8 protein-coding genes are annotated in these 15,157 nt (G+C 70.7%); all 8 read left to right on the forward strand.

Annotation, left to right across the window (positions count from 1 at the left end; genetic code table 11):
- Positions 1-214 precede the first annotated feature (214 nt).
- The 8 genes from AC3WOS_RS11870 to AC3WOS_RS11905 all read left to right on the forward strand — a co-directional run bounded on the left by AC3WOS_RS11870 (position 215) and on the right by AC3WOS_RS11905 (position 15,133).
- On the forward strand, positions 215-2,470 hold the full coding sequence (locus AC3WOS_RS11870; RefSeq protein ID WP_492716156.1) for a TonB-dependent receptor: 2,256 nt from the start codon (positions 215-217) through the stop codon (positions 2,468-2,470).
- A 79-nt stretch (positions 2,471-2,549) separates the two neighbouring features.
- The gene (locus AC3WOS_RS11875) at positions 2,550-3,398 is read left to right on the forward strand and encodes a carotenoid biosynthesis protein (protein WP_492716158.1); all 849 of its coding nucleotides are present in this window, start codon (positions 2,550-2,552) and stop codon (positions 3,396-3,398) included.
- On the forward strand, positions 3,398-4,786 hold the full coding sequence (locus AC3WOS_RS11880; RefSeq protein ID WP_492716159.1) for an oxygenase MpaB family protein: 1,389 nt from the start codon (positions 3,398-3,400) through the stop codon (positions 4,784-4,786). Before AC3WOS_RS11875 ends, AC3WOS_RS11880 begins: the two co-directional genes overlap by 1 nt.
- Entirely contained in the window at positions 4,783-8,301 is a 3,519-nt protein-coding gene (locus tag AC3WOS_RS11885; protein WP_492716160.1) for a response regulator, read from the forward strand. The genes AC3WOS_RS11880 and AC3WOS_RS11885 overlap by 4 nt, the downstream gene beginning before the upstream one ends.
- The gene (locus AC3WOS_RS11890) at positions 8,298-9,227 is read left to right on the forward strand and encodes a diguanylate cyclase domain-containing protein (RefSeq protein WP_492716161.1); all 930 of its coding nucleotides are present in this window, start codon (positions 8,298-8,300) and stop codon (positions 9,225-9,227) included. The genes AC3WOS_RS11885 and AC3WOS_RS11890 overlap by 4 nt, the downstream gene beginning before the upstream one ends.
- Positions 9,228-9,240: 13 nt before the next feature.
- Positions 9,241-9,852, forward strand: coding sequence for an Hpt domain-containing protein (locus AC3WOS_RS11895; RefSeq protein ID WP_492716162.1), 612 nt, complete (start codon positions 9,241-9,243; stop codon positions 9,850-9,852).
- Positions 9,853-10,032: 180 nt separating this feature from the next.
- Positions 10,033-14,235, forward strand: a complete 4,203-nt coding sequence (locus AC3WOS_RS11900) for a PAS domain-containing hybrid sensor histidine kinase/response regulator (protein ID WP_492716163.1) — start codon at positions 10,033-10,035, stop codon at positions 14,233-14,235.
- Positions 14,216-15,133 (forward strand): diguanylate cyclase, encoded by a 918-nt coding sequence (locus AC3WOS_RS11905; protein ID WP_492716165.1) that lies wholly within the window; start codon positions 14,216-14,218, stop codon positions 15,131-15,133. The genes AC3WOS_RS11900 and AC3WOS_RS11905 overlap by 20 nt, the downstream gene beginning before the upstream one ends.
- Positions 15,134-15,157: the final 24 nt, after the last annotated feature.

The raw sequence follows: 15,157 nt of genomic DNA on the forward strand, positions 1-15,157 counted from the left end.
CCCGCCCACATCCCGCTGAAATGGCATGGAAAGTGTCGGTTTTTCCGCTTCGGCCGCGGGGAAGGACTATTTCCTAGCAACATGACCTGTTAGACTCTTATCCCTTGTGGCATATAGCAACGCCGTTATCAAATAATTAAGCGCGTGGTGAAACTAACATTCCGTGGCAGGGCCGGGGGTGGCGGTTAGCACGACCAGACTGGGGAATGGTTTTATGAACAACGACAAGGGGCGCTGGAAGCCGGCGCTGCTGGCCGCATCGGTATCGGCTGCGCTGCATGGCGCCGCGCAGGCACAGGGCGTACCGTCCGCAGGCGACGCGGCGGAGGGACAGATACAGGAAGTCGTGGTCACGGCGCAGCGCACCGCATCGTTGGAGTCGCGCACGCCGGTCGCCATGACAGTGCTGACGGGCGAGCAGCTGCGCCAGGCCGGCATCGACCAGCCGTCCGCCCTGGCCGCCCGCCTGCCCAACATCCACCTGGACGGCGCGCCGGCCGGATTGAAGATCACCATCCGCGGCGTGACCAACGCCGACACCACGGAAAAAGGCGACCCGTCGGCCGCCTTCATGGTCGACGGCGTCGTCCTGCCACGCCCCCAGCTGCAAACACTGAGCCTGTATGACGTGGACCGTATCGAAGTGCTGCGCGGCCCGCAAGGCACGCTGTACGGCCGCAACACGACGGCCGGCGCCATCAACGTCATCACCAACGCGCCCGGCCGCCAGCTGGAAGGGACGGTCGGCGTGGAACTGGGCGACTACGCCAGCCGCAAGCTCAACGCCATGCTCAACCTGCCCGTCAACGACGCGCTGGCGCTGCGCGCGGCCATGGCCGCCAACCGCCACGACAGTTACCTGATCAACGGCCAGGGCACGCCCTACGAACTGGGCCTGGACCGCGATGACCTGTCGGCCCGCCTGTCGGCCCGGCTGGCGCTGGGCGCGACGGCCGCGCTGCTGCTGCGCCTGGACCACAGCACCACGCACGACAACAGCGACAGCATCGTCCCCGACACCAATTTCTACCGCGGCGTGGCCAGCGGCCAGCCCACCTGGTACGACGCCAGCACGGCGCAACGCCTGACCAACGGCTTCGTGCCGTCCAACACCCGGCCCGAACAGGGCCACCACCGCCTGCACACCACCGGCCTGTCGGCCGAGCTGACGTGGGACCTGGGGCCGGCCACCGTGACCTGGCTGGGCGCCCACCGCCGTTTCGACAACGACGTCCTGTTCAACTACTACTACCGGGTGGCGCCGGGCTTCGCCATCGGCGTGCACCAGACCTACACCGGCAGCAACACGGAAGAGTCGCACGAACTACGCGTGGCCACCAACGGCAACGGCCCCGTCACGGCGCAGGCGGGCCTGTACTACTTCCACGAGCAGACCGACTCGGTGTACCGCTTCCGCAACCTGGACCTGCTGGGCCTGCCGCCGTACTACGTATTCCCCACCGGCCCTGTCATCGCCCGCAGCAAGGCCATATTCGGCCAGGCCACCTGGCGCGTGACGGACCGCCTGCGCGCCACGGCCGGCGTACGCTACACCAACGACGACAAGTCGCGCGTGGGCTCCACCAATTTCCAGCGCGGTCCCGACTTCAACCCGGCCACCGACTTCAGGCTGCTCAACGCGGCCTCGCTCAACACGCACAAGAACACGTGGCGGCTCGGTGTCGACTACGACCTGACGCCGGCCACCTTCATCTACGCCACGCTGTCGACCGGCTACAAGTCGGGCGGCTTCAACGACGGTTGCCAGGCCGGCACCAGCGCGCTGGGCATCGCCTGTCCGGCCGCCGTGGCCGTCCCCGCCAGCACGCTGTACTACCAGCCCGAAACGCTGACGGCCCGCGAGGCCGGTCTCAAGACCCGTTTCTGGCAGCACCGCGCCAGCCTGAACGTGGCCGTGTTCGACTACGACTACCGCAACCTGCAATTGTCGGGCGTGGCCCTGCTGCAGGGCGCGCCGCGCTACGTGACCACCAATGCCGGCGTGGCCAGCGTCAAGGGCCTGGAGGCGGACGGCCAGCTCAACCCCAGCGCCGACGACCGCCTCAGCTACGGCCTGACCCTGCTCGACGCCCATTACGTGCGCTACACGCCGGACGGCGTGCACTCCTGGGCCGGCAGCAAGCTCGATCGGGCACCGTCGCACACCGTCACGGCCGGCTACGAACACCGCTTCCTGCTGGCCGGCGGCCAGCTGCGGGCCGGTATCGTGGCGCGCCGCAGCGCCGCCTACACCATCGGCGTGCCGACCCAGCAGCTGCAATACCGCATCCCGGCCCGTACCGCCAGCGACGCCACCGTGCGCTACCAGCCCGGCGGCGCCCCGTGGAGCGTGCAGGCCCAGGTCAAGAACCTGGAGAACAAGGTACAACCGATCACCATCGACAGTTTCGGCATGGTGGTACCCAGCGACCCGCGTACCGTCGCCGTGCGTTTCGATTATCGTTTTTGAAGTCCGTTGTTGAAAGCCCGCAGCCAGTCCGCCGCGTGCGCGCGGCGCCTATCCACTCTATGATCCGAAAAAACCGCTCATGAAGTCTGTCCTGCACCACCTGCCCCGCTTCACCTACATCCTGCTGATCGTGTTCCTGGCCGTCACGCTGTCGCGCGGCCAGGGCGATACCACCAGGTTGCTCATCGTCAGTTCGCTCGTCATGTTCGCCTGCTGCTGGAGCAGCGCCATCCACCTGCTGGGCGCGCGCGCGGCCCGCAACTTCGTCGTTATCGGCGTCGTGCTGGGCTGGCTGGCCGAACAGCTGGGCGCCAGCTACGGCTGGTTCTTCGGCAGCTATACCTACACCGACGTGCTGGGGCCGCGCCTGGGCGCCGTGCCCGTCATCATTCCCCTCATGTGGTTCGCGCTGTGCTACGTGGCCTACGTGATCGGCAACCTGATCGTGTGGCAGTCGCCGTCCGACGGCGTGGCGCCGCTGCGCCAGAGCCTCACCATGTCGCTGCTGGCGGCCATGATCGTGACGGCCTATGACTTGGGCGCCGACCCCTACATGGTGTACGGTCTCAAGGCCTGGATCATGACCAAGACCGACGGCTGGTGGTTCGGCGAGACCCTGCAGGGCTTCGTGGGCTGGATGCTGGTGTCGTTCGTGATCGTGTTCCTGTTCCGCCTCACGCTGCGCAAGCGCCCGCCCGTGGCCGCGCTGCCGGTGGCGCGCCGCCATGCGCTGGTGCCGTTGCTGGTGTACGGCGGCAGCATGGCGTTCCAGGTGGCCGAAGGCACGCCGGTGGAGACCCGCACCATCGCCCTGTTCGCGATGGGCATCCCGTTGCTGGTGGCCCTGTGCGGCTTTGAGCGCTGGCGCCAGCCGGCCCTGGCCACGGCGCCGGCCGATGCCGCCGCCCCCAAGGCAGCGAGGGCATAATGCGCGATACCATCTCCCACGCCAGCACCCTGCGCGCCGACCCGCTGGCCGACGACACCATCGCCCGCATCCTCGGCCCCTGGGACCAGAACGGCGCCAACGCGGCCCAATGGCAGGCCATCGCCACCGTCAACGACCAGCTGTCGCAGTGGCAGGCCAATGGCGCCCTGCCCGGCTGGCGTGCCGGCGCCGGCGTGCCGCCGGCCATCGCGGCCGCGCTGGAAGCCTATATCCAGGCCGGCCTGCGCCTGCCCGACTGGGCCGAGCCGGCCAAGATCGCCCGCGCCGAGCAGCTGTTCATGGACATGAGCATGCTCTCATGCACCCTGCTGTTCTGCGCCAGCCTGCCTGAGTGCTATGTAATCCCCGACCTGGCCGGCGTGCTGCACGCGGCCGGCCAGCTCGAGCAGCACACCGACTACCGCATCCGCTCCACGGCCGCCATGCTGTTCCCCGTCATGATGCACGGCGGCCTGACCGACGCCGAGGGCGGCGGGGTGGCGCAAACGCTCAAGGTGCGCCTGATCCACGCCACCATCCGCCACCTGATCCTGCGCGGCAATCCAGCCGACGCGGCGCGCGACGGCGCGCCCGCCGTGGTGCCGCCTTTGGCCGCGCTGGCCGGCGAGCCCCTCAGCATGCAGGGCACGCTGTATGCCCACGGCTGGAACGTGGAACGCGACGGCCTGCCGTGCAACCAGGAAGAACTGGCCTATACGCTGCTGACCTTCAGCTATGTGTTCCTGCGCGCCCTGCGCAAGCTGGGCCTGGGATTGCCGGCCGCCGACGAACACGCCTACCTGCACGCCTGGAACGTGGTCGGCCACATACTGGGCATCGAACGGGGCATGATGGCCGACACGATGGAGCAGGCCGCGGCGCTGTTTACCCGCATGCAGGCCAGCGGCCGGGACCACCCCTACCTGCCCGATGCGCGCCCCGCGCTGGGCGCGGCCCTGATGCACACCATGGAAAAGGAACTGCCGCTGCGCATACTCAAGCCCTTCCCCGTGCTGCTCACGCGCCACCTGTGCGGCCCGGCCGCCTCGCGCGACCTGGGCCTGACGGCCCGCGTGTCGTGGCCGTCGCGCGCCCTGTTCGCCGCCGCCATGGGCACGATACGCCTGGTCGACGGCACGGCGCGCCTGTTCTGCCCCCAGTTCTCGCTGTCGCGCCTCGTCACGCGCGTGGTCGGCTACCAGTTCACCGTCAAGCTGCTGATGGACCAGACCCGGCCCCTGAAACTGCCGCAGGCCCTGCTCAACCAGGTCGGCGCCGTCACGGCCGGCTGGGCTGAAGATCCGCAGGCGCCGCGCTGGATCAACGCGCTCGAAACGCGGCTGACGGGCCGCCGTAAGCGCACCTTGCCCACCGGGCCGCAACCATGAGCGCGCTGCCCGCTCCCATGCCGGCGGCGCCCCGGCTGACAGGCCTGGGCGCGCACCTGGCGCCCGCGCTGCTGCTGCCGCTGTTTCTGCTGTTACTGCTGCTGGCGCCGCCGGCACGCTGCGCGCCAGCCGCCCTGCTGCTGGACGACGCCCTGGGCCAGGTCGATGCCTGGCCCGCCCTGACGGTGCTGTCCGACCCCGGCGGCAAGCTCGATGTGGAAGCGGCGCGCGACGCCGTCGCCCGCTACACCCCGCCCGGCTCGGCCTACGCCACGCTGGGCGTACACCGCGACGTATTGTGGCTGCATATCCCTGTCACCGTGGCCCCGGGCGGCGACGGCGACTGGGTACTCAATATCGATTACGCCGCCATCAACCGGGTCGACGTCTACGTCAGCGCCCGCGGCGCCATCGTCCACCATGCGGCCATCGGCAACCTGCTGCCGCGGCCGGCGCCGGGCGAACGGGGACGGGCGCCGGCCGTGGCCCTCAAACTGGCCCAGGGCACGGGCCAGGAGCTGTGGCTGCGGGTGGAAAACTCGGGCTCCATGATCCTGCCGATCCGCCTGTCCACGCCGGCCGCCTTCCACGCCGCCGCCCTCAACGAACAGATGCTGCAAGGCCTGCTGATCGGCCTGAGCCTGTGCCTGCTGCTCTACAGCCTGGCCCAGTGGATCAACCTGCGCGAGCCCCTGTTCGGCAAATATGCGCTGCTGACGGCCGGCACCACCATGTTCTCGGTCGAATTCTTCGGCCTGGGCGGCCAGTACCTGTGGGGCAGCCACCCCTGGATGACCACCCACGCCGGCGGCCTGTTCGCGCTGATGGCGTCCTGCGGCGCCTACCTGTTCGTGGAGCAGGCGCTGGCCCGGCCCGGCATGGACCGCACCTTCAGCCGCCTGATGCAGAGCGGCGCCGTACTGGCCCTGCTCAGCGCCGGCGCCTACGCGGCCGACGTGATCGGGGTGCAGACGCTGGTGGCCATCGTCAGCACGCTGGGCCTGATGCCCATGCTGCTTGGCCTGCCCGGCGCCTTCATGCGGGCCCGCCGCGGCGACGCCGTCGGCATCTACTTCCTGGTCGGCTGGGCCGTCAGCTTCCTGTCCTCGGTGCTGCTGTCGCGCGTCATCAGCGGCGCCGTGGCGGCCAATTTCTGGACCATGCATGCGCTCCAGTTCGGCAACCTGTTCGACATGCTGGTGTTCATGCGCATCCTCGGCCTGCGCACCAAGGCCATGCAAAGCGCCATGCTGCGGGCCGAAGCGGCCACCCGCATGAAGTCCGACTTCCTGGCCAACATGAGCCACGAGATCCGCACCCCGCTCAACGCCATCATCGGCATGAGCCAGCTGGCCATGATGGCCGAACCTAGCCCCCGCCTGCGCAACTACGTGAGCAAGATCGAAGGGGCCGGCCAGCACCTGCTGGGCATCATCAACGACATCCTCGACTTTTCCAAGATCGAGGCCGGCAAGCTGGCGCTGGAAACGGTACCGTTCGCGCTGGACGACCTGCTCGAACACCTGGCCAGCCTGACGGCCATCAAGACCGACGCCAAGCGGGTGGAGCTGGTGTTCCGGGTCGAACGGGGCGTACCGGCCCGGCTGGTGGGCGATCCGCTGCGGGTGGGCCAGATCCTGATCAACCTTACCACCAACGCCGTCAAGTTCACGGAACGGGGCGAGATCGTGGTGGCGGTCGACGTGGCCGAACGGCGCGGCGAGCAGGTCACGCTGCGCTTCAGCGTCAGCGACACGGGCATCGGCATGAACGAGGAGCAGCTGGTACGGCTGTTCCAGTCCTTCAGCCAGGCCGACGGTTCCATCACGCGCCGCTACGGCGGCACCGGCCTGGGGCTGTCGATCTCCAAGCAGCTGGTCGAGCTGATGGGCGGCACCATCCGCGTCAACAGCACGCCCGGCGTGGGCAGCCGCTTCAGCTTCACCGTCGCGCTGGGCGTGGCCGATCCGGCCAGCGCCCCGGTGGCGCCGCCGGCGGCCGCCCTGCAGCAGGTGCGGGTGATGGTGGTGGACGACAGCGCCACCGCGCGCGATGCCCTGGTCGAGATGCTGGGATCGTTCGGCGTCACGGCCCACGCGGCCTGCTCGGGCGAACAGTCGCTGGCGATGCTGGCACGCGCCGTCGACGCCGGCGAACCCTACCAGGTGGTGCTGATGGACTACATGATGCCGGGCTGGGATGGTGTGGAAACCATCCGCCGCATCCACGCCGACCCGCGCCTGGCGGCGCCGCCGGCCATCCTCATGGTCAGCGCCTGCACCCGCGAGACGGTGCAGCAGCAGGAAGGCCAGCTGCCGCTGCATGGCTTCCTGACCAAGCCGGTCGGCCCGGCCCTGCTCTATCACAGCCTGCTGCAGGTGCTGCGCCCGGACCTGGCCGGCGCGGCCGGCGCCGGGCCCGGCGGCGGCCTGCGCGCGCTCGACCTGGCGCGCCTGAACGGCGCGCGCATCCTGCTGGTGGAAGACAACGCCAACAACCGCGAAGTGGCGCTCGACTTCCTGGCCATGGCCCGGGTCGAAGTGGACGTGGCCATGCACGGCGGCCAGGCGGTGGCCATGGTGCAGGAACGCGACTACGACCTGGTGCTGATGGACATCCAGATGCAGGAAGTGGACGGCCTGACGGCCACCACGCAGATCCGCGCCCACGCCCACCTGCGCGAACTGCCCATCATCGCCATGACGGCGCACGCCATGGCCGGCGACCGCGACAAGAGCCTGGCGGCCGGCATGAACGACCATGTGACCAAGCCGATCAACCCCGAACTGCTGTTCCGCGCCCTGCTCAAGTGGATCGCGCCGGCCCGCCTGGCCGGGCGCCAGCTGCCGGCGCCGCGCCCCGAGCCGGACCAGGACGGTGGCGCCGCCGCGCCGCTGCCGCCGGTGGCCGGCATCGTCTGGCAACAGGCGCTCGACAGCGTGGGCCAGCAGCACAGCCGCCTGCACAAGCGCATCGCCAGCTTCGTGCAGGAATACCAGGGCGGGCCGCAGGTGGTGCGCGAGGCGCTGCAGGCGGGCCATCATGCGGCCCTGCAAAGCCTGGCCCACAATCTCAAATCGAGCGCGGCCTACCTGGGCGCGGCCGAACTGTCGGCCCTGGCCAACGCCGTGGAACAGGCGCTGCGTTCGGGCCAGCACGAGCGCTGCGCGGCGCTGGCGCCGGAACTGGCGGCCACGCTGGAGACCGTGCTGGCCGGCCTGGCACAGCTGGAGACGGCGGCGCCCCCCGCGGCCACTGCCGCCACCACCGGCGGCGGCCAGGCCATGCCAGGCGCCGCCCCCCTGATCCGCCAGCTGGAAGCCTACCTGCGCGGCGACGACGCGCGCGCCGAGGATGCCTTGCACGCCTTGCAGGCGCTGCCCGGCGCGGCCGACCATGGCGCCCTGCTGGCGGAGATTCAGCAGGCCGTGGACGAGATCGAATATGATGTGGCATTGGCACCGCTCGCGGCACTGGCGCGCGCCCTGAATCTGAACTTGGAAATGAGCGCATGAACTTGCCAGGAATGCAAAAAGTACTCGTCGCCGACGACGACGCCATCAACCGCCAGGTGCTGGCCGAGCTGCTCAAGCCCGAGTACACGGTGCTGCTGGCCAAGAATGGCGCGCAGGCCCTGGAACGGGCTGCGCGCCACGCGCCGGACCTGATCCTGCTGGACGTGATGATGCCCGACCTGGACGGCTTCGAGGTATTGCGCCAGCTGCGGGCCGACCCGCAGACGGCCGATATCGCCGTCATCTTCATCTCCGGCCTGGACCGGCCGGAAGACGAGGCCAATGGCCTGAAAATGGGCGTATCCGACTACATCGCCAAGCCGTTCAACGCCACCGTGGTGCTGGCCCGGGTGGCGCTGCACCTGCAGGTGGTGCGCCAGCAGCGCATGCTGGAACACCTGGCCCACGTGGACGGCCTGACGGAACTGGCCAACCGGCGCCGCTTCGACGAGGTGTACGGCAACGAGTGGCAGCGCGCCCAGCGCAACGGCCGGCCGCTGTCGCTGGCCATGCTCGACATCGACTGCTTCAAGCAATACAACGACCATTACGGCCACCCGGCCGGCGACCGCGCGCTGCGCGCCGTGGCGCGGGCCGCCGCCGGCCACATGCAGCGTCCGGCCGACCTGGCCGCGCGCTACGGCGGCGAGGAACTGGTGCTGCTGATGCCCGACACGGACGCCGCCCAGGCCTGCCGGCTGGTGCATGCGATCTGCCAGGAAGTGGCGCTGCAAGCGATCGCCCACGCCGCCTCCACGGCCGCGCCGGTGCTCACCGTCAGCGCCGGTGGCGCCACCTTGCGGCTGACGGCCGGCGAAAGCGCGCCCGATCTGTTCGGCGCCGTCGACAGCCACCTGTACCAGGCCAAGCAGGCCGGGCGCAACCGCATCGTCTGGCGCCAGGAACCGGCGCCGGACGGCCAGTGAGAGGGGCGCCGGCATGAAAATGGACGTGCGCAGCCCCGCCACCGTGCTCGATCTGGACGACGCCTGCGCCCGCAACGGCGTGCAGCGCAGCCTGCTGCTCAACGCCGCGCGCGCCTTCGTGCAAAGCTATGGCCTGTGGCCGGCCCGGGTCGCCAGCCACCTGGCCGGCGCCGACTACGGCGAGCTATGCCAGGCCGCGCACCGCATCAAGGGCGCCGCCACGCTGCTGGGCGCCTACCGTCTGAGCGGCGCGGCCGGGGCCCTGGAAGATGCCGTGCGTGCGGCCGACACGGCCCGCCTGCCGGCCCTGGGGCTGGCCTTCCAGGCCGAACTGGAGGCGGCGCTGGCGGCCATGCAGGCCGCCCTGCCCCAGGCCGCGCCCGCGCCGCCGGCGGCCGTCCCGGACAGCGCGCAGTGCGCCGCCGGCGCCATGCTGGTGGGCCAGCTGCTGCCGCTGCTGCGCGACGGCGACTATGCGGCCGCCACCCTGCTCGACCGGCTCGACGCGCTGCTGGCCGGCAGCGGCCACACAACCCTGCTGGCGGCCATCCGGCGCCAGTTCGACGACCTGGAAACGGAGCAGGCGGCGGCCCTGGCCGAACGGCTGGGCGTCGCGCTGGGTTGACAACAGCCCCCGGCCGGACACGCCGCCGCCACAATTTCCCCCAGTTGTCCAGCACAAGGCAGTACAATTAATTTCTCCTTAAGCGTACGGCCGTAGCCCGCGCAGCGCCCTGCGCCGGCGGCCCGGACGGAGCGGAATGCGCGCCACGTGCGGGCCCTTGTGATGATGACGATGCGGGACATGACCAGCGCGATCGCGCCCTACCTGAAGCAGCCTGCGACCTGGAAGCGGGCCGGCGCGGCGCTGCTGCTGGCCGCTGCACTGGGCGCCGCCATGCAGTGGGCCGGCCAGCGCGAGGAGCGGCGCGCCATGGCCACGCTCGAGAGCCGCCTGCTCGGGCGCAGCGCCGTCAGCGCCAGCCTGCTCGAGCAGCAGATCGGCACCCTGGAGCGCGATGTGCTGTTCCTGGCCAGCCTGCCGCCGGTGGGCGGCATCGTGCGCGCCAGCGGCAACGACGGTTACGACGCCCAGGAAATGACGCCGATCGCCCTGTGGCACCGGCGCCTGGTGAGCATCTTCAAGGCCTACGCCGCCACCAATCCCGACATCGCCCAGGTGCGCCTGATCGGCATGGCCGGCCGCGGGCGCGAACTGGTGCGCGTGGTCCGCGCCGGCGGCACCATCGACGCCGTCGGTCCGGACCAGCTGCGCCAGAGCGGCGACACTCCCTTCATGCGGGCCGCGGCCCGGCTGCCGGCCGGCCAGGTCTACGTGTCCGACATCGACCTGGGCGCCGAACCGGCCCAGCCGGCGCCGCCGGCCAGTCCCACCCTGCGGGCGGCCACTCCGGTCTACGACGGCCAGGGCATGCTGTTTGGCGTGGTGGTGGTCAACTACGCGGCGCGCGCCATCCTGACCCCGCCGCTGGCCAACCTGCCGCCCGACCTGGCGGTCTACCTGACCAACGGCCAGGGCGACTACCTGCTCCATCCGGACATCGCCCGCACCTTCGCTTTCGAGCGCGGACGGCGCGCGCGCTGGCAGGACGAATTCCACCGCACCGAAGACGGCGCCGACCCGGTGCTGGCCCGCTACGACGGGCCGCAAGGGCCGGTGGTGGTGGCGGCGCGGCGCGTGGCCATCGACCGCGCGCACCCGCAACGCGACCTGATGCTGGCCCTGGCCACGGCGCTGGCGCCGGCCGCGGCGGCCCGCCACACAGCCCAGCTCACGCTGCTGACGGCCATGCTGAGCGGCGCCCTGCTGGTGGCCGGCGCCAACCACCTGCTGCGGCGCCAGCGCCGCCGGCTGGGCGAATACCAGGCCCGCATGTCGGCCCTGATCGAACATTCGCTCGACGCCATCATCGCCACCGGCAGCGACGGCATCGTCACCAGCTGGAACCGCAGCGCCACCGACATCTTCGGCGTCGCGGCGGCCGACGCCGTGGGCCGCCACATCGCCACCCTGATCGTGCCCGGCCACGACAGCTGGACCATAGACTGGCTCAACGAGCGCATCGCGCGCGGGGAGCCGGTGCGCCACTTCAACACCACGCTGCGGCGCGCCGGCGGCGACACCATCGCCGTCTCGCTGTCGCTGGCTCCGGTGCGCGCGCCGCGCCATGCGGCGCCGGGCTGCTCGATCACCGTGCGCGACGTCAGCGAGCAGGCGGCCGCCACGGCCCGCATCCGCGAACTGAATGTCACGCTGGAGCAGCAGGTGCGCGAGCGCACGCGCCAGATCGAATCGGTCACCATCCTGCAGCGCGCCATCCTGACCCACGCCTCGCACGCCATCATCGCCACCGGCACGGACGGCATCATCCGCCTGTTCAACCCGGCGGCCGAACGCATGCTGGGCTACCGCGCCGAGGAGCTGCTGGGCGTGTCGACTCCCGAACTGCTGCATGATCGGGGCGAAATGGCGGCGCGGGCGGCCGCCCTGTCGCTGGAGCTGGGACGCCCGATCGCGCCCGGCTTCGAGGTGTTCGTCGCCAAGGCCAGGCGGGGCCTGCCCAACGAGAGCGCCTGCACCTTCGTGCGCAAGGATGGCAATGCCTTCCCCGTCTTGCTGTCGGTGAGCGCGCTGCGCGAGGACAGCGGCGCCATCATCGGCTTTCTCGGCATCGCCGCCGACATTTCCGCCCGCGAGCAGGACCGGCGCACGCTGGTGGCCGCGCGCGACCAGCTGCTGAACGCGTCCAAGGTGGCCGAGCTGGGCATCTGGACCTGGACCCCGGCCAGCGGCGCCGTCGAATGGAACGAGCGCATGTTCGACTTCTACGACGTGCCGGCGACCGAACGCAGCGGGCCCTACTACATGCCGTGGCTGGCGCGCCTGCACCCGGACGACCGCGCACCGGTGGAAGCGAGCTTGCGCGCGGCCACCGCCGGCAACCAGCCGCCCCAGATCACGTTCCGCATCATGTGCCGGGACGGCGCGCTGCGCCACATGCAGGCCGCCACCTCGGTCGAACGCAACGGCCAGGGCCAGGTGATCCGCGTGCTGGGCATCAACCGCGACATCACCTCCCAGCACGAGGCCGAGCAGGCCCTGCGCGCGGCCATGGGGGCGGCCGATGCGGCCAACCGCGCCAAGTCCGAGTTCCTGGCCAACATGAGCCACGAGATCCGCTCCCCCCTGAACGCCGTGCTGGGCATGCTGACCCTGCTCAAGCTGACCCCGCTCGACGCCCGCCAGCGCGACTACGCCGACAAGTGCGAAGGCGCCGGCCGCGCCCTGCTGGGCATCCTCAACGACATTCTCGACTTCTCGCGGGTCGAGGCGGGCAAGCTGGCGCTCGATCCGCACACCTTCAGCATCGGCCAGTTGTTGCACGAAGTCGACATCATCCTCAGCGCCAACGTGGGCGCGCGCGCCATCGCGCTGCGCTACCAGCTCGACGAGGCGCTGCCGCCCTGGGTAGTGGGCGACGCGCTGCGGCTGCAGCAAGTGCTGCTCAACCTGGGCGGCAACGCCATCAAGTTCACCCACCAGGGCGAGGTCACCCTGGCCGTGGCCGTGCTGCCGGCCACATACGGTGGCCAGGGCGCGCTGCGCTTTACCGTACGCGATACGGGCATCGGCATCGCGCCGGCCCAGCTCGAGCGCATCTTCGACGGCTTTTCCCAGGCCGAGGCGTCCACCGCCCGCCGTTATGGCGGCTCCGGACTGGGACTGGCCATCTGCCGCCGGCTGGTGCAGATGATGGGCGGCACGCTGCGGGTCGACAGCGTGGAGGGCGCCGGCAGCACCTTCTCGTTCGATCTGCCGTTGCAGGCGGCGCCGGCGCCGGTGCTGACCTTGCCGGCGCTGCCCGCCACGGCGGCGGCCGGCACGGAGACGGCCACCGGCGCGGACGGCCTGGCGCTGGCCGGCCTGCGCCTGCTGCTGGTGGAAGACAATGCCATCAACCAGCAGGTGGCGCGCGAACTGTTGTGCCACGCGGGCGCCAGCGTGGACGTGGCCGAGCATGGCCAGGCCGCGCTCGATGCACTGGCCGCCGGCGGCCAGTACGACTGCGTGCTGATGGACGTGCAGATGCCGCTGATGGACGGCTACCAGGCCACGCGCCTGATCCGCGAGCGGCTCGGCATGACCGCCCTGCCCATCATCGCCATGACGGCCAACGCCATGCTGTCGGACCGCGAGGAAGCGTTCCGGGCCGGCATGAACGACCACATCGGCAAACCGTTCGACCTGGGGCAGCTGCTGGCCACCATCGCCCGCCACACGGGGCGCGCCGTCACCATACCGGGCGCGGCGCAGGCGCCGCTGCACGTGCCGCCGGCGCTGGGCATCAACGGCGCCGCCGCGCTGGCGCGCTTTAACGGCAACACGCCCGTCTACCAGCGCGCGCTGCAGCGCTTCACCACCGAATGCGGCGCGCTGGCGGCGGCCGTGCCGGAGTCACTCGACGGGCCGGAGGCGGCGGCCACGGCGGCGCGCAACCTGCATGGCCTCAAGGGGCTGGCCGCCACCGTCGGCGCCGACGCCCTGGCCGCCCTGGCCCAGACCATGGAACTGCAGCTGCGCAGCCAGCCCAGCGCCATCGACTGGCAGGTCGAGCACGCGCGCCTGATCGCCGAGGCGCGGCGCGCGGCGACGGCCGGCGCCGAGCTGGCCGGCAACCTGGCCGAGCACCTGGCCGCATTCGGCGGGCCGGACGCGGACGGTGCGGCGGCCGACCCGGCCGCCCTGCCGGCAGAACTGGCCAGCCTGCAGCGCCTGCTCGAAGCGTCCAGCCTGGACGCGCTGCCCCTGTTCGACCGCCTGCTGCGCGACCATGGCCAGGCCATGCAACCCGATACGGCCAGACTGGAACTGGCCATGGAAAGCTTCGACCTGGCGCAGGCGGCCGCCATCTGCCGTGCCATACTGGAGCGTCTGGACTCCCTCACCCAACCTGAAAAGCACCGCCATGCTCAAGCTCTCTCCTGAACGCCGCGGCCGGGTCCTGGTCGTCGATGACCAGCCCATCAACATCCGCATGCTGCATGCCGTGCTGGCGCAGGAATTCGAAGTGTTCGCCGCCACCAGCGGCGCGCAAGCGCTCGACTTCTGCCAGAAGAACAAGCCGGACCTGATCCTGCTCGACGTCGTCATGCCCGGCATGGACGGCCTGGAAGTGTGCCGCCGCCTCAAGCAGGACCTGGAGACGCGGGCCATCCCCGTCATCTTCGTCACGGCCGGCACCCAGCCCGAGGAGGAGAACGCCTGCTGGAGCGCGGGCGCGGCCGATTTCGTCTCCAAGCCGGTCAACCCGCTCACGCTGCGCAACCGGGTGCTGGCCCACCTGCAGTTCAAGCTGCACATGGACGCGCTGCAGGCGATGGCGTTCGCCGACGGCCTGACGGGCGTGGCCAACCGGCGCCTGTTCGACGACACGCTGGACTCCGAGTTCCGGCGCTGCGGCCGCGGCGGCGCGCCGCTGGCCATGCTGATGATCGACGTGGATTTCTTCAAGCGCTACAACGACCGCTATGGCCACCAGGCCGGCGATGAATGCCTGAAGCGGGTGGCGCTGACGCTCAAGGAACGCCTGAAACGGCCCTACGACCTGGCGGCCCGCTACGGCGGCGAGGAATTCGCCTGCCTGTTGCCGGACACGGACGGCGCCGGCGCCCTGGCCATCGCCGAGGAGCTGCGGCTGGCGGTCGCCGCGCTGGCGATGGAGCACGACGACAGCCCCGTCGCCGGCCACGTCACCATCAGCGTCGGCGTGGCCGTGACCCACCCGCAAGCCGACGGCGACTGCGCCGCGCTGCTGCGGCTGGCCGACCAGGCCCTGTACCGGGCCAAGGACGCGGGCCGCAACCGCTGCAGCCTGGCCCAGTGACGGCGCGCCGCCGCTGCGGCGTGT

It is taken from the genome of Rugamonas sp. FW305-51, from assembly GCF_058786935.1.